At 33.3% G+C, this 16991-nt stretch carries 11 protein-coding genes; 2 read left to right on the top strand and 9 right to left on the bottom strand.

Going from position 1 to position 16991, the window contains the following annotated elements; all coding sequences use genetic code 11:
* Positions 1 to 153: 153 nt before the first annotated feature.
* The 4 genes from SLH33_RS12265 to SLH33_RS12250 all read right to left on the bottom strand — a co-directional run bounded on the left by SLH33_RS12265 (position 154) and on the right by SLH33_RS12250 (position 5061).
* Positions 154 to 888, bottom strand: coding sequence for a DUF4294 domain-containing protein (locus tag SLH33_RS12265; RefSeq protein WP_320419408.1), 735 nt, complete (start codon positions 886 to 888; stop codon positions 154 to 156).
* Between the two features lie 99 nt (positions 889 to 987).
* Complete coding sequence (locus tag SLH33_RS12260; protein ID WP_320419407.1) at positions 988 to 2241, bottom strand: aminotransferase class I/II-fold pyridoxal phosphate-dependent enzyme; 1254 nt, start codon at positions 2239 to 2241, stop codon at positions 988 to 990.
* 121 nt (positions 2242 to 2362) lie between these two features.
* A complete protein-coding gene (locus tag SLH33_RS12255; RefSeq protein ID WP_320419406.1) occupies positions 2363 to 4588 on the bottom strand; it encodes a xanthine dehydrogenase family protein molybdopterin-binding subunit in 2226 nt (741 codons plus the stop codon).
* 11 nt (positions 4589 to 4599) lie between these two features.
* Positions 4600 to 5061, bottom strand: a complete 462-nt coding sequence (locus SLH33_RS12250; protein WP_320419405.1) for a (2Fe-2S)-binding protein — start codon at positions 5059 to 5061, stop codon at positions 4600 to 4602.
* 150 nt (positions 5062 to 5211) lie between these two features.
* On the opposite strand from SLH33_RS12250, the gene SLH33_RS12245 reads away from it, so the two are divergent.
* Together SLH33_RS12245 and SLH33_RS12240 are read left to right on the top strand one after the other, a co-directional pair.
* Positions 5212 to 7116: a DUF294 nucleotidyltransferase-like domain-containing protein gene (locus SLH33_RS12245; RefSeq protein ID WP_320419404.1), complete on the top strand. Its 1905-nt coding sequence runs from the start codon at positions 5212 to 5214 to the stop codon at positions 7114 to 7116.
* A gap of 1 nt (position 7117) precedes the next feature.
* Positions 7118 to 7762 (top strand): 3'-5' exonuclease, encoded by a 645-nt coding sequence (locus SLH33_RS12240; protein WP_320419402.1) that lies wholly within the window; start codon positions 7118 to 7120, stop codon positions 7760 to 7762.
* Positions 7763 to 7812: 50 nt separating this feature from the next.
* Here SLH33_RS12240 and acs read toward each other — a convergent pair whose 3' ends face one another.
* The 5 genes from acs to SLH33_RS12215 form a co-directional block, all read right to left on the bottom strand.
* Positions 7813 to 9720, bottom strand: a complete 1908-nt coding sequence (gene acs / locus SLH33_RS12235) for an acetate--CoA ligase (protein ID WP_320419401.1) — start codon at positions 9718 to 9720, stop codon at positions 7813 to 7815.
* A 27-nt stretch (positions 9721 to 9747) separates the two neighbouring features.
* The gene (locus SLH33_RS12230; protein WP_320419400.1) at positions 9748 to 11643 is read right to left on the bottom strand and encodes an acetate--CoA ligase; all 1896 of its coding nucleotides are present in this window, start codon (positions 11641 to 11643) and stop codon (positions 9748 to 9750) included.
* A gap of 273 nt (positions 11644 to 11916) precedes the next feature.
* The gene (locus SLH33_RS12225) at positions 11917 to 12279 is read right to left on the bottom strand and encodes a response regulator (protein ID WP_320419398.1); all 363 of its coding nucleotides are present in this window, start codon (positions 12277 to 12279) and stop codon (positions 11917 to 11919) included.
* Positions 12280 to 12293: 14 nt separating this feature from the next.
* Positions 12294 to 14981, bottom strand: a complete 2688-nt coding sequence (locus SLH33_RS12220; protein ID WP_320419396.1) for a sensor histidine kinase — start codon at positions 14979 to 14981, stop codon at positions 12294 to 12296.
* Between the two features lie 277 nt (positions 14982 to 15258).
* Positions 15259 to 16971 carry a sodium:solute symporter family protein gene (locus tag SLH33_RS12215; protein ID WP_320419395.1) on the bottom strand — a complete coding sequence of 571 codons (1713 nt, stop codon included), beginning with the start codon at positions 16969 to 16971 and terminating at the stop codon, positions 15259 to 15261.
* Between the last annotated feature and the right edge of the window lie 20 nt (positions 16972 to 16991).

The following is a 16991-nucleotide window of genomic DNA, read 5'->3' as shown; positions in this document are numbered from 1 at the left end:
TATAATAGTATGCAGACAAAGGTATTCCTGTTAGGGATAGTAGCAGCTGTTTGAGATCTTTTGTAGTGAAAATTCTTTTTTCAATACAAAAAGCAAGCACGAATAGCCCAACCTTTTTCATCTATAAAGCGAAAAGAAACACCCATAGTGATATTAAATTTTCTTTTTTGCTCTTCTATTTTTTTTCTTTTTCATCTTCGAAAACATCTTTTTGTATTCTTCTACATCTACATTTCCTCTTTGATTTGCTATGATTTCAAAAGCATCAAATTGTAATTTTGGCTCTTGTGATTGCAAATGTTGATCTATAAACGCACGCTGAAGTATATCTTCTATTAAATAGTCTTCATTTATATAATCAGGATTGTATTCTTCTTTGAGGGAAAGTTTAAAAATATTAGCTGTAGTGTTATACCAAAAGGCTTTCCATCCGCTTCTTAAATTTTTAATATTATCAAAAGCTGTTTTACCTGTTTGACGGTGAATCAATTTAATAAGTATTCTCCCTTCAGTACGAGTCATTTTTTTTATTTGTTCAGACAATTCATCTTCTACATATTTTTGAACTCTACGGACATATTGTCTTTTTTTACTATTATCATCTATACGGGAAAGACGAAGATTTAAACTATCTAGCCTTTGGGATGCCAAAACCGCATACGGATACGCTTTAAAAACTTTTTTTCGAAACCAATAATAATAATTAGCATCAGTATGAGATTTAAACTTGTGTTTTGGGAGAACTGTTACTTCTTTTAATTGTATCATTAATGTATCTCCCTCTTTCACCAAATAATAATCGTCTGAAAAATCGGGAAGCGAATCTTTTATTTGTGCAAAAGACATTGTTGAGAATAGTATGAATACTATGTAAAGTAATTTTTTCATTATGTTGATTACCGCAAATACAGTTCCAAAAAAATATATTGTCGAAAATAAAAAAACTCGTGAGATAATCACGAGTTTTTAGTATTGCTTTTTGATTTTTTATTCTTCCATTATAGCTTCTGCCATTTTCTTGTATGTTCCGTTTTCTAACTTTTCACGGATTGCAGTAAATGCTTCAATGGTTTCGTTTACATCTTCAATTGTGTGACGTGCTGTTGGTATTAATCGTAAAATGATCAATCCTTTTGGAATTACAGGATATACCACAATTGAACAGAATACTCCGTGGTTTTCACGTAAATCCTGCACCATTGCCATTGCTTCAGGAATTTCTCCTTTTAAATATACCGGAGTAATACATGTTTGCGTAGTTCCTAAATCAAAACCTGCTTCTCTTAAACCAGATTGCAATGCATTAGTGATTTCCCACAACCTATCTTTTAATTCAGGTTGGGTACGGATTAAATCTAAACGTTTTAATGCTCCCTTTACCATTGGCATTGGTAATGACTTAGCAAACATTTGTGAACGCATATTGTATTGTAAGTACTGAACTACATCTGCATCACCTGCAAAAAAGGCTCCGATACCTGCCATAGATTTTGCAAACGTTGCAAAATACACATCAATACCATCTTGAACACCTTGTTCGTAACCTGTACCTCTACCTCCTTCTCCTAACGTACCAAAACCGTGCGCGTCATCTACTAATAAACGGAAATTGTATTTTTCTTTTAACGCTACGATTTCTTTTAAACGACCTTGCTCACCACGCATACCGAAAACTCCTTCAGAAACTAATAAGATTCCTCCACCAGTTTTTTCAGCCATTTTAGTAGCACGCTGTAAGTTTTTCTCACAACTTTCAATATCATTATGACGATACACAAAACGCTTACCTGCATGTAAACGTACTCCGTCAATAATACATGCATGTGTATCTACATCGTATACAATAATATCATCTTTTGATACCAATGCATCAATTGCTGATACCATACCTTGGTAACCAAAGTTTACTAAATACGATGCTTCTTTACCCACAAATTCAGCGCATTCACGCTCTAATTGTTCGTGATATTTTGTGTGACCCGACATCATTCGAGCCCCCATTGGGTACGCCATACCATCAGTAGCGGCTGATTCACCATCTACTTTTAATACTTCAGGATGATTAGCTAATCCTAAATAATCATTGATACTCCACGTAATTACCGACTTTCCGTTAAACTTCATTCGGTTAGAAATTGGTCCTTCTAATTTTGGAAACACATAGTAGCCTTCTGCTTTATCCGCCCATTTTCCTAAAGGTCCTTTATCTCCTTTAATTCTATCAAATAAATCTTTTACCATAATTACGTTACAAATTTTACGGATGCGAAAATAAGTTTTTTTTAAGAGTTAATCAAGCTATTAAAGTAAACTGATTTTTTTAATTAAAAAAAGCTGTTAACAAACAGCTTTTATTTAAACATTAACCAATGACCTTTTCTTTTTCTTCTTCAAAATGCTTTTGAAAAGGTTGGCTGTATAATCTTTTATCTAATGCTTTATAAATAGCATTTGCTACAGCTCCCCCTGCTGGCGGTAACCCTGGTTCTCCTAAGCCTGTTGGTGATAAATTGTTATGCACAAAATGTACCTCAACTTGCGGAGTTTCATTCATACGTATTAAACGATAGGTATCGAAATTTTTATTCCTAGGTTTCCCGTTCTCAAAAGAAAAATCGCCGTACATTGCATGTCCTATTCCGTCAAGAACACCTCCTTGAACTTGGTTTATAGCTCCTGTTGGATTGACTACAATTCCGCAATCAACTGCTGCCACAACTTTGGTTACGACTGGTAAACCATCTTTTAACTCAACCTCAGCAACTTCAGCAACATGTGTATTATGACTGTAATATGCAGAAAAACCTTGATATACTCCTTCTTTAGCATATCCCCAATTCCCTTTTTCAGCAGCAAGTTTAATAGCGTTTTCCATTCGTTCTCCTGAATATTGAATTTGCTCATCGGTAGTTCCTTTTACATTTTGCAGTAATTCTAATCGAAGTTGAACCGGGTCTTTTCCTAACTCTTGTGCTAACTCATCAAAAAAGCTTTGTTCTGCATACCCTAAAAAGTTGGTATACGGAGCTCTCCAAGCCCCTGTTGTGACATCACTTTTATAATTTTGAGTAGAAACTTTGAAGTTTGGAATACATCCCGCAGGAAAAAAATGAGGAATTAAGCCGTACATATTATCATTTATCGCAGCTTCTTTTAAATGATAACCAGTAATTTCTCCATCTTTGATAGAGGCAGCAATTCGATATTTTATTGCGGGACGATAAATACCCGTGGTCATATCATCTTCTCTTGTTGAAACAACTTTTACTGGCTTTTTGATCTTATCAGAAATTTCGGCTGCTTCATACACAAAATCTCCATACAAACGACGACCAAATCCGCCGCCCATTCTTGTCATATCCACTTGAACATCATTAATATCGCGTTCTAACATTTCAGAAACAACAATCGCTGCATACTCTGGTGTTTGCACTGGTCCAATCAAATGAACTTTTTCATCAGTAACATTAGCGAAAAAATTCATCGGTTCTAAACAATTATGTGGTAAAAAAGGAGAATGATAAGTTCGTTCAATCACTTTATCAGCTTGCGCAAATGCTTTTTTAACATTGCCATCTTCTCTTCGAATATCAAATTTATTACCGTCTAAAATCTTATTTAAAACTTTATCTTGATACTCTGTACTTTCTAATTCTTTATTTGATTTCCATGTAGCTTGTAAAGCTTTTTTACCTTTAATAGCTGCCCAAGTATTTTCAGCAATCACCACTACTTTATCTGTTGTTGAAAGTTTAAAGGTCCAGTTAGATTTACCATTATCAACAAAACTTCTTACTTTATCCCCAATAGTAATTACATCTATAACACCCTTGACTTTTTTAGCTTCTGAAGCGTCAAAGGATTCTAGCGTTTGTCCAAATGCAGGCGGTCTTAACACCGATGCATACAACATTCCTTCTTCTTTATAATCTAATCCGAAAAGAGGTTTACCGGTAATTATTTTATCTATATCAACATTTACGGCATCTTTACCGATAATTTTATAATCTGATGGCTTTTTCAGCGTTACGTTTTCAGGAATTTCAAGTTTAGCTGCTTCATTAACCACTTCACCATATCCTAATTTATCACCATTTTTATTAGTGATAATTCCTTGTGAAGCTTTACAAGTAGCGGCGTCAACTCCCCATTTTAGCGCAGCAGCATTAATTAACATTTGTTTTGTGGTAGCTCCTGTTTGACGCAATGCATCCCAACCTAATCGAATAGATTGACTTCCTCCCGCTAATTGACGTTTATAATTTTTGGTATCTAATGGGGCTTGTGCTACATTAACTTTATTCCATTCAACATCTAATTCTTCTGCAATTAACATAGGCATTGAAGTTTTTACTCCTTGACCAATTTCTGGGTTTGGTGAATAGATGGTTACATAACCTTCATCAGAAATTTTAATAAACGCATTAAAGTCATTAAAATTTAGGTTTTCAATATCTACAGATGGTTTTACATTGGGTTTGCATGCAGTAAATAAATTAAAACCTATCATTAAACCTCCTCCTGCTAAAGCAGATGTTCTTAAAAAATTTCGTCTGCTGAATGTATTTGTGTTTTCTGTTATTTTCATGATTGAAATTTTTAAGACATTTTTTTAGATGCAGTAACTACAGCTTCTTCAATTCTATTATACGATGCGCATCTACAAATATTTCCGTGCATTGCTTGACGAATTTCTTCTCTTGAAGGATTTGGATTATCCTTTAAAAAAGCAGAAGCAGTCATGATTTGTCCCGCTTGACAATATCCACATTGAGGCACATCTATTTCTTTCCAAGCTTCTTGCACAGGATGATCTCCTTCTTTTGATAACCCTTCAATAGTAGTTATCTCTTCTGAGTCTAACATTGAAACCTGTAATTGACAACTTCTCATTGCTGTTCCATCAACATGTACTGTACACGCTCCGCATTGTGCAATTCCACAACCGAATTTTGTACCCAACATATTGAGTTCATCACGTAATACCCATAATAAAGGTGTATCAGCATCTGCTAAAAAAGTACGCGATTCTCCATTGATTTTTAAGGTGTAATTTGGCATTTTAGTAGTTGTTTTAATAAGGGTTTAAGTTACGAAAAACAACTTAAACAAAGAGTTTAGAATAAACACATTTTATAAACCTATATCATTTTACCACAAAAAATGATTTTACTCATACAATCTGCTCTTAATTTTCTATAAATTAGTAAGATGAAAAACACCATAGCCGAACGTATTTTAGATTTTTTAAAAGGCTTCCCTCCTTTTGATGCATTAACTTATGACCAACTTTTTACCATATCATCTCAGGTAAAAGTTCTTTATTTTGAAAAAAATGATTTTGTTTTTAAGCAAAGTGAAGAAATTCATGATTTTTTTTACGTAGTAAAAGACGGTGCTATTGGTATTTACAGAGATTCTCTTTTAGTAGACCAGTGTGATGAAGGTGATATTTTTGGTTTACGTGCTGTGATACGAAAAGACCAGTATTTATTAAATGCTCGAGCTATTGAAGAAAGTATTGTGTATAGCATTTCATCAACTTTATTGGAAGAAATCATCATTAACAATCCTAAAGCCAACCAATTTTTAATTGCAAGTTTTGCCACCAATACTCGAAATCCGTATTCTGACGAAAATAAAGGTACTTTATTTGCCAACGAAGACGTTTTAAGACCAAATTCTACCAGTTTTACCGAAGTGCAATCTGCAGATTTTTCTAAAAACCCCATTGTTTGCTCTACAAACACCAATATACAAGAAGCTTCTAGCATTATGAGTAAAAACAAAGTTGGTTCTATAGTAATTACAGAAAAGAATAAACCCATTGGAATTGTTACCGATAAGGATTTACGAAACAAAGTGGCTACAGGCAAACATGCTATTTCAGAAAATATTACTTCTATTATGTCTACTCCTGTCATTACATTTCCTCCCAATATTACTGTAGCTGAAGCTCAAATAGGTATGTTAAAAAACGATATTTCACATTTATGTATTACGGAGGATGGTACTACCGAAACTAACCTTATCGGAATACTTTCAGAACATGATATTATTGTGATTCACGGCAACAATCCATCTGTATTAATAAAAGAAATAAAAAGAGCAAAAACTGCCGAAACATTAAAATTTATACGTGAAAAAGCTCAAGGATTATTGCAAAATTATATTGAACAATCCATTCCTATTTCATTTATAGCTAATATAATATCAGCCATTAATGAAGCTATTACCAAACGAATTATTGATCTAAGTTTAGCGGAATTTGAGTCACCTCCCACTACATTTTCTTGGTTAGCTATTGGTAGTCAAGGTAGAAAAGAACAACTATTATTGACCGACCAAGACAATGCGTTAGTTTTTGAAGATGTAGAACCATCTGAAATTGAAAGAGTCAGAACTTATTTTTTAACTCTTGCAAAATCAATTAACACTAAATTAAATACCGTAGGCTTTGAATATTGTCCTGCAAAAATGATGGCCAGCAACCCAAAATGGTGTTTATCTCTTACTGAATGGAAAGACCAATTTACCAATTGGATTACCCAACCTGATGAAGATACAATGATGCTCTGCAATATCTTCTTTGATTATGATATGGTTTACGGAAATAAAGAGTTGGTAAGTCAAATGTCTGATAGTATTTTTGAAGCGATTAGTAAATATGAGATTTTTTTGAATTATTTAGGAGTGAATGCTATTAAAAACCTCCCTCCTTTAAGTTTTTTTAGAAATTTTTTAGTGGAAGATTCCGGTGAGCATAAAGATCAATTTGATATTAAAGCTCGTGCTATTATGCCTTTGGTAGATGCTGCTCGCCTCTTAATTTTATCTCACAACGTAAAAGATTTTAACAGTACTATATCAAGGTTTAATAAACTTGCTGAAATTGAACCTCAAAATAAAGATCTATTCGAGTCCTGTATTAATGCTTTTAGAGTATTATTGAGGTTTAGAACTCAACAAGGTTTAAAAAATAATGATTCTGGTAGATTTGTTCATGTTCAGGAATTAAGTAAAGCCGAACGATTAAAGCTAAAAGGTGCGTTTAAACCTATAAAAGACATTCAAGAACTGATTCGTGTTCGTTTTAAACTTTCTCAAATTATGTAATATGAAATGGTTTCAGCGAAAAACATATCCTGATTTTTGGAACACATATTCTGCTTCATTTAAAACAAAAAACAGCGATTTACAAACTACCCGATTTGTAGTTTTTGACACAGAAACTACGGGTTTGAATCCGAAAATTGATAAAATTCTCTCTATTGGCACAATAGCTATTTCAAACTTTTCAATTGATGTAGCCGATAGTTTTGAATGCTATATAATTCAAGAAAACTTTAATGTAGCTACGGTTGAAATCCACGGTATTTTAAAAGAAGGAAATATTACAAAAATTACAGAAGAAGAAGCTATTAAACAATTTTTAAATCATATTAAAAATGCCGTTTTGGTAGCACATCATGCTAACTTTGATATTACCATGATTAATGAAGCGTTAAACAGGTTAGGTTTACCTAAGCTTAAAAATAAAGTTTTAGATACCGGTACGCTATACAAAAAAACTAAATATATTAAAAAAGATATATTTTACAGCTTAGACGAATTGTGCGAAACTTTTAATATTACAAAGCATGATAGACATACTGCATCTGGCGATGCTTTTTTAACTGCTATGGTCTTTTTAAAAACCTTATCACTATTAAAACATAAAAATTCGAAATTACAACTTAGACATTTATTTAGTTGGTTATAAAAAAACGCAGCTTAAAGCTGCGTTTTTCATTTCACATTTAAAAATAAAAATTAGAGAGCATTATCGATAATACTCTGAACAACTTCCGGATTTAATAATGTACTGGTATCTCCTAAATTACCAGTTTCTTTACTTGCTATTTTACGTAAAATACGTCGCATAATTTTTCCTGATCTTGTTTTTGGTAATCCTTCAGTAAACTGAATTTTATCCAACTTAGCTATAGGACCAATTTGCTCTGTAATTAATTGATTAATCTCTTTACGTAAATTATCTTGATTTCTACTTTCTCCTGTTTCTTTTAAGGTTACATAACCATATAACGCATTTCCTTTTACATCGTGAGGGAAACCTACAATAGCACTTTCGGCTACTGCTGGATGCTCATTAATAGCATCTTCAATTGGTGCGGTACCTAAATTATGACCCGAAACAATGATTACATCATCTACACGACCTGTAATTCTGTAATATCCAACCTCATCGCGTAGCGCTCCATCACCCGTAAAATATTTATTTTCATAGGCAGAAAAATAAGTATCCTTATAGCGTTGATGATTTCCCCATATAGTTCTTGCCATACTTGGCCAAGGAAACTTAATACATAAACGACCATCAACTTGATTTCCTTTAATTTCTTTACCATTTTCATCCATCAATGCAGGTTGAATTCCGATGAATGGAAGGGTTGCGTACGTTGGTTTTGTTGGAGTAGCAAAGGCGATTGGGGTAATCATAATTCCACCCGTTTCTGTTTGCCACCAAGTATCTACAATCGGAGCTTTTTTCTTACCTACATTATCATCATACCAGTGCCATGCTTCTTCGTTAATTGGCTCGCCAACAGTTCCTAATACTTTTAAAGATGATAAATCGTGTTTTTCAAGATGACCAACTCCTTCTTTTGCTAATGCACGAATTGCAGTTGGTGCGGTATAAAACTGATTGACTTTATGTTTTGCTACAATTTCCCAAAAACGACCAAAATCAGGATAACTAGGAACACCTTCAAACATTACAGTAGTTGCTCCGTTACATAAAGGTCCGTATACAATGTAGCTATGTCCTGTAATCCAACCAATATCGGCAGTACACCAATATACATCTTGCTCTCTATACTGGAAAACATTTTTAAATGTATACGCAGTATACACCATGTATCCCGCAGTTGAATGTACCATTCCTTTTGGTTTTCCGGTAGATCCTGAAGTATACAAGATAAATAACGGATCTTCAGCGTTCATTATTTCCGGCTCACAGCTAGCAGAAGCATTATCTAATAAAGGTTGTAACCAATGGTCTCTACCGTCTTTCATATCAATATCAGAATTGATGCGTTTTGCTACCAACACACTCTCTACACAATCACACTCTTTTAATGCCTCGTCTACAATTCCTTTTAAATCGATAGTTTTTGCTCCACGATACGAACCATCACTTGTTAATACCATTTTACACTCAGAATCGTTGATTCTGGTTGCTAATGCTGTTGATGAAAAACCAGCAAATACCACTGAATGAATGGCTCCTATACGTGCACAAGCCAATACAGACACTGCTAATTCTGGAATCATCGGCAAATAGATACAAACCCTGTCTCCTTTTTTAATTCCTTTATCTTTTAATACGTTGGCGAACTTACATACTCTTTCATGTAATTGTTTGTACGTAATATGTTCAGCTTTTGCATTCGGGTCATTGGGTTCAAAAATGATAGCAGTTTTATCGCCTCTGGTATATAAATGACGGTCGATACAATTCTCGGTAATATTCAGTTGCGCTCCTTCAAACCATTTTACTTCAGGTTTGGTAAAATCCCAACTTAATACATTATCCCATTTTTTTCGCCATAAAAAGTGCTCTTCTGCAATTTCTTCCCAAAAAACCTCAGGATTTCTTACCGATTTCCTGTAAACTTGATAGTATTCTTCTAAATGTTTAATATGATAGTTACTCATGATAAGTTAATTTTTAAAGTTTGATAATTATTTATGAATTCCCACTTTGTGGATTTTATATACTGATTTTATTTCGTCTATTATTTGAACATCATCAATAGTTGATGGTATGTTATACTGAGCTTCATCCGCAATGTTTCTTAACAACTTTCTAAGAATTTTTCCGCTTCGTGTTTTCGGTAGTCTATTCACCACAAAAACATCTTTAAAGGATGCCACAGCTCCTATTTCTTTTCTTACCGATTGGATTATTTCTTGCTGAATTGATACTTCTTCTTGTTCTTCTCCTGATTTTAACACAACCAACCCTAATGGTTTTTGTCCTTTTAAATCGCAATGAACTCCAAAAACAGCACACTCTGCTACTGATTTATGAGAAGCAACTACTTCTTCCATTTCAGCAGTAGACAATCTATGACCTGCAACGTTAATAATATCGTCTACCCTTCCTGTAATAAACACATAACCATCTTCATCTTTATAACCTCCATCGCCAGAAAAGTAATATCCAGGAAAACGTGTTAAATACCCTGCTGAAAACCTTTCGGGGTTGCCCCATAAATTTCGCAAGGTTCCAGGAGGTAGAGGTAATTTTACAGCAACATAACCTTCTACGCCTGCACTAACTTCTTCTCTTTCTTCGTTTAAAATTTGAATATCATATCCGCATACCGGAAAACCTGCTGACCCTGGTTTTACTTGCTGTAATTCAACTCCTACCATATTAGCCAGCATGGGCCAACCACTTTCAGTTTGCCACCAATGATCTATAACCGGAACTTTTAATTTTTCTTCGGTCCACTTTAAGGTAGCAACATCACATCGTTCTCCTGCTAGGAATTGATATTGTAAGCACGAAGTATCATATTTTTTCAAAAACTCTCCTTTCGGATCTTCCTTTTTAATCGCTCGAATTGCTGTGGGAGCCGTAAACATCACTTTTACATTGTGTTCACTAATCACCCTCCAAAATGTAGAAGCATCAGGAGTTTTTATAGGTTTCCCTTCAAAAAGCACTGTTGTGTTTCTGTTGAGTAAAGGACCGTAAACAATATAGCTATGTCCTACTACCCAACCCACGTCACTCGCTGCCCAATAGGTGTCTCCTTCAGAAACTCCATACACGTACTTCATAGAAAATTTGAGCGCTGTAGCATATCCTCCGGTATCTCTAATAATTCCTTTGGGAGTACCTGTAGTACCAGAAGTATACAAAATATAGGAAGGATGATTGGACTCTAAAGAAACTGCCTCTGCTTCAGGTGCATTATTTACTAAAGTAGTATAATCTACATCATATTTCTTCTGTGGAATTTCTATCCCTAAACCTCTGTCAAACACAATAACATGCTCCGGTTTATTTTTTGCTTTTTCAATGGCATCATCTACAAAAGGCTTATACGGGATGTTTTTGTTTATTTCAATTCCGTTGGATGCTGTTATAACAGCTTTCGGACTACAATCATCTATACGTATGGCTAATTCATGCGGAGCAAAACCTCCAAACACTACAGAATGAATTACACCAATGCGCGCACATGCTAACATAGCATATATGGCTTGCGGAATCATAGGCATATAAATGATACAAGTATCACCTTTTTGTAAGCCAAGTCTTTGCAATCCGCCTGCTAATTTTGATACTTCTTTATAAAGTGTGTTGAAAGAAATAAATTGTTTTGTATTGGTTACAGGTGAATCATAAATTATAGCTGTTTGCTCTCCATAACCATCTTTTATATGCTTATCAATACATAAATAGCTAAGATTAAGTTTTCCATCTTCAAACCACTTATCGTAGTTGTGTTCATCTTTTGATAAAATATTTTTGGGCATCTCAAACCAATCCAACTCTTGAGCTTGCGCTTTCCAAAACCCAACGGGATCATCAATACTTTTTTGGTAGAATGATTGATATTTCATGATTCAGATTTTTTAGTATTAAATAAACCGAACCAATTGGGGTTAAGAATCTTTAATTTTATTAAAGACCATATTATAACCACGAAAGAAAGACCTATAACAATTGAATTTAAAGGACTTATAGGCATTTTACTTTCTAAATAAAACCGTAGAAATAATGATATGACCACATACACAGAGATAAAAATATCTGACGCTAGTGGCGATAACTGAAATTTCATTTTAACAACTTATTAAATTAAAAACTAGTTTGTTTGCACACAAAACCAATGCTTAATTCAATAGCTCATTAACTTCTGAAACTATTTTTTTGATTGAAAACGGCTTTATTAAATATTTATCTGCTCCAAGTTTTAAGCCTTTATCAACATCTGAAGCTTTGTTCTTTGCAGTTAAAAATACAACTTTTATATCTTTTAACTCACTTTTTTCTTTAATAAATTTTAAGGTTTGGTATCCATCTACATTTGGCATCATAATATCTAACAGTACCAAATCTGGTACTACATCTTCTAAAATATATAATGCTTCACTACCATCTCTGGCTATATATACCTCATAATTGTTCTTTTTAAAGGTATATTCGAGCGTCATAACTATGTTTGGCTCGTCATCTACAATTAAAATCTTTTTCATTTTATCAAATATTTTTAAAGTGGCAACCTAAATCCTAAGGTTGCTCCCATTGTGTTGTCTTTTTCTGCCCAAATTGCACCATTATGTTTTTCTACAATTTGTTTACTTATGGCTAATCCTAACCCACTTCCTAAGGGTTTTACTATATTTTGATTTTCTGATTGATAAAATTTTTCAAATATATAATCGAAATCTTGCATTGGTATTCCTTTTCCGTTGTCTTGCACATATACCTCAACAAAATTTTCTTTTTGAATATAATTTACCTCTACTAATCCTGTTTGTGGCTGACAAAATTTAATTGCGTTTGACAGTAAATTGGTCAATACTTGTAAAATTCTGTCTTCATCATACTGCAAATAATAATCTTGATTGTTACGAACTGCAATATTGATTCCTTTTTTGGAAGCGACTTGGTATATACTATTAACTGATTTTTGAATCGTATCTTTTATATTGTGATTGTCAATACTTAAATTTTCTCTACCTGTAGAGAGTTTTTCAAAATCTAAAATGTTATTAATTAAGCGTGATAACCTTTCAGAATCTTGTAAAATATTGTTTAAAAATTGACTTTTGATATCGGGGGGCATTTCATCATCGTCTTCTAAAATCAGTTCTGTTGCTGCTCTAATACCTGTAAGAGGTGTTTTAAGCTCATGTGCAACCGTATCTAAAAACTCGTCTTTTTGTTTGTCTTTTATAATTAACTCTTCATTGGCATGTTGTAATTTATTGGTTAAGTGAGTAAGTTCTTTTGATTTTTCTACCAACGCTTTATTTACTGCTTTTGCTTCTTTTGATTCTTCTAAAATCTTAAGTACTTCTACCAAACTAATTTCTTCTTCTTTTACCACACTGGATATTAAAATTTTTGCGGAAGCGGAACCAATACTACCCGTCAATAATTTTTCAGAAAAATTAATTAATCTAGCATCTGCCATATGCGTGTTTTTTGACATTCCGTATTTATTAAAAAACAAATTGAGTGCTCTTTCTGTTCTTACTTCTCCTAAAAATTTTATCAATACATTTTTAATATCAGATACATAAGCTTCTCCTTTCCATACCAAAGCATTATCTTGTAAAGAATTGAAGTTGTTTGCATCTACAAACATTTCAGCATAATTACGCTCACGGTAATGGCCTTTAGAACTGATAGAAAAAACTAAATATGCTAATGTATTGACCAAAATACTCCAGAAAAAAGCATGTGCCGGAGGTGATAAAAAATCAATTCCGAACAATGCATGAGGACGCAAAGCTTCAATAGTAAAAATGCCGTTTTCTGTAAAATCTCTTGAACCCGTTAATGCTTCAACAGTAAACGGTAATATTAGCGTGTAAGCAACTACTAAAAAACCTAGTAACATTCCAATAATTGATGCTCTTGATGATCCTCTATTCCAATATAACCCGATAAAAAAAGGTGGTGCTAGTTGTGAAATAATAACAAAGGATATCAATCCGATTGAATATAAAGAAAGTTCAATAGAAAAATAGAAGTAAAACAAATAGGCTGCTATAATTAAGAAAAAAATAGATACTCGTCGAATTGTTTTAATATACGTTGCGTTTTCACTTGACTGACCTTCTATAAACTTATCTAAAAATCCATACGGAATCACTAAATTGTTACTCACCATAGTTGATAATGCCAAAGTTGATACGACCACCATTGAAATAACTGCGGAAAAACCACCTAAAAAAACCAATAATGCTAAAAAAGTATTACTGTTATGTAATGGTAAAAACAGCGTGTAATACTCAGGGTTATAGGTATCATTAAAAGATAATTTACCTGCCCAGGCGATAAAAATTACAAATACATTAAAAAGCAACAAATACAACGGAAATAGCCAAATTGCTGTTTTTAAATGCTTTTCTCTCGTATTTTCCAATACTGTTAACTGGAATTGCCTCGGTAACAAGAAAATAGCTAAAAACGACAATGCTATAGTAAAAGTCCAATTAAAACCACTCTCCATACTATTTAAGGTGGTAATTTGCTTAAAACTGTCTGTTAAGGAAATTCTATTATAAATATCTGTAGTACCATCAAACAAAAAGTAGGTCACGTATATTCCAATAACCAAAAAGAAAATCAATTTAATAACGGACTCTATAGCTACTGTAGCAACAATTCCTTTGTGTTTTTCTGATGCATCTGTAGTTTGTGTACCATAAAAAGCCGCAAAAATTGCTAAAATAACGGCAATGTAAAAGGTAGAATCTGATAAAATATTTGCCGAATGCATTTGATTTCTACCAGTCATAATCACAAAAGTTTCAGAAATTGCTTTTAACTGAAGTGATATATATGGTACAATTCCCAACACACAAATTACGGTTACCAATCCGCCTAAAAAACGGTTATTGCCATAACGAAGGGAAATAAAATCAGCCAGAGTAGATATTTTGTGTTGCTTAGAAATACGTATGATTTTCTTCATAACAACTATCCAAAGTGGAATTGCAATAACCGGTCCTAAATAAATCGGTAAAAAATAAATTCCGGAAGTAGCTGCAATACCTACACTACCATAATATGTCCAAGCTGAACAATAAACCGCTAATGACAATGCATATACATAAGAATTGTTAATCCATTTACTTTTAGCATTTCTTTCAGCTTTAAACGCTATAAAAAACAACATTAATAAATACGCTACTATAACTATAAAAAGTGTTGTATTATTCATAATATTTTTTTAAAACTGTATAAGAAATGAGTACTGATATAACCCAGATAACAAAGATTGAAAAATACAATATTGGAATACCAAAAACTTCTCCTTCTTTATTAAAAATTAATATTAAGGGGATATTAATTAATAAAATTAATGCTATGGAGAGCACCACTAGTTTTTGTTCGTGTCTTTTTTTCATATTATCTTTTAATTGTAAAAAAACAGTATTATGACGCATCATAATACTGTTTCAATTTAACTAATTAAAAATAAATATTGGGGATTATTTTTAATGATTAACCGCTTCACCAGCTCCACTTGGTATTCTAATATGTTCTACTATTTCTTGAACATCTTCTGGTGGCTCTGGTGTAAATTGATTTACTACTAAAGCTACTACAAAGTTTACAATCATAGCAATTGTCCCAAATCCTTCTGGAGAAATTCCAAACCACCAACCACTTTTTAATCCGGCTACTGCTTCTTTACCTCCATCAAAAATTCCAAATTTGTATTTTAAGATATAGAATACCATTAATGAAATACCTACAATCATACCTGCAATTGCTCCTTCCTTGTTCATTTTTTTATAGAAAATTCCTAAAACTATAGCAGGGAAGAATGATGCCGCTGCTAAACCAAACGCCAAGGCGACGACGGCGGCGACAAAATCTGGTGGATTAATTCCAAAGTAACCAGCCACTATAACTGCAGCTACTGCTGACAATCTTGCAGCCACTAACTCTTGTTTTTCGGTAATATCTGGTTTAAATACGTTTTTAATTAAATCATGTGATACTGATGCAGAAATAACCAATAATAATCCTGCTGCTGTAGATAAAGCTGCTGCTAAACCTCCGGCTGCTACTAAAGCAACAACCCAATTTGGTAAGTTTGCTATTTCAGGATTAGCTAACACCATAATATCTCTATCTACTGTAAGCTCATTTTTACTTTTATCTGCTACATATTGAATTACACCATCGTTATTTTTGTCTTCAAACTTTAATAACCCTGTTTCCTCCCAGTTTGTAAACCAAGCAGGCATATCTGCATAATTCTTTTCACTTACTGTATTAATTAAGTTTGTTCTAGCAAATACGGCAACCGCAGGTGCTGTAGTATATAAAATAGCTATAAATAACAATGCTAGTCCTGCTGATTTTCGTGCATCTCTTACTTTTTTAACAGTAAAAAATCTTACAATTACGTGTGGTAATCCTGCAGTACCAACCATTAAGGCTAATGTAATTGCAAAAACATCAATCAATTTCTTAGATCCATCGGTATATTCGGCAAAACCTAATTCTGTTGATAATCCATTTAATTTTTCTAAAAGATATACACCTGATCCGTCATTTAGAGTAGATCCCATTCCTATTTGCGGAATTGGATTTCCTGTCATTTGAATTGAAATAAAGATTGCTGGTACCATAAATGCAAAAATTAATACACAATATTGTGCTACTTGCGTATAGGTAATACCTTTCATACCTCCTAATACGGCATAAAAAAGTACAATGACCATCCCTATTATAACTCCAGTATTAATATCTACTTGTAAAAAGCGAGAAAATACTACACCTACACCACGCATTTGACCTGCAACGTATGTAAAAGAAACTATTAATGCACAAAGTACTGCAACAATTCTCGCTGTTTTAGAATAATAACGTTCTCCAATAAAATCGGGCACCGTAAACTTTCCGAATTTTCTAAGATAAGGTGCCAGTAATAATGCCAGTAATACATAACCTCCTGTCCATCCCATCAGATACACAGATCCGTCATACCCCATGAAAGATATTAATCCTGCCATGGAAATAAATGATGCTGCAGACATCCAGTCTGCGGCTGTTGCCATACCGTTAGCTAAAGGTGAAACACCTCCTCCGGCAACATAAAATTCTTTGGTTGAAGCAGCTCTCGACCAAATTGCAATACCAATGTATAATGCAAAGGTGATACCTACTAATATATAAGTCCAAGTTTGAACACTCATAATTTTACTATTTTTGGTTA

This window comes from Tenacibaculum sp. IB213877 (assembly GCF_034043975.1).
In the GTDB taxonomy this organism is placed as follows: domain Bacteria; phylum Bacteroidota; class Bacteroidia; order Flavobacteriales; family Flavobacteriaceae; genus Polaribacter.
Note: the sequence above shows the minus strand (reverse complement) of the source record. Positions and strands in the feature narration are given on the sequence as shown.

Bases quoted from the DNA above. Each gene is read 5' to 3' on its own strand.
- SLH33_RS12230 (WP_320419400.1), bottom strand. From the start codon at position 11,643: ATGAAATATCAATCATTCTACCAAAAAAGTATTGATGATCCCGTTGGG.
- SLH33_RS12255 (WP_320419406.1), bottom strand. From the start codon at position 4,588: ATGAAAATAACAGAAAACACAAATACATTCAGCAGACGAAATTTTTTA.
- SLH33_RS12225 (WP_320419398.1), bottom strand. From the start codon at position 12,279: ATGAAAAAGATTTTAATTGTAGATGACGAGCCAAACATAGTTATGACG.
- SLH33_RS12265 (WP_320419408.1), bottom strand. From the start codon at position 888: ATGAAAAAATTACTTTACATAGTATTCATACTATTCTCAACAATGTCT.
- SLH33_RS12215 (WP_320419395.1), bottom strand. From the start codon at position 16,971: ATGAGTGTTCAAACTTGGACTTATATATTAGTAGGTATCACCTTTGCA.
- acs (WP_320419401.1), bottom strand. From the start codon at position 9,720: ATGAGTAACTATCATATTAAACATTTAGAAGAATACTATCAAGTTTAC.
- SLH33_RS12220 (WP_320419396.1), bottom strand. From the start codon at position 14,981: ATGAATAATACAACACTTTTTATAGTTATAGTAGCGTATTTATTAATG.
- SLH33_RS12240 (WP_320419402.1), top strand. From the start codon at position 7,118: ATGAAATGGTTTCAGCGAAAAACATATCCTGATTTTTGGAACACATAT.
- SLH33_RS12260 (WP_320419407.1), bottom strand. From the start codon at position 2,241: ATGGTAAAAGATTTATTTGATAGAATTAAAGGAGATAAAGGACCTTTA.
- SLH33_RS12250 (WP_320419405.1), bottom strand. From the start codon at position 5,061: ATGCCAAATTACACCTTAAAAATCAATGGAGAATCGCGTACTTTTTTA.
- SLH33_RS12245 (WP_320419404.1), top strand. From the start codon at position 5,212: ATGAAAAACACCATAGCCGAACGTATTTTAGATTTTTTAAAAGGCTTC.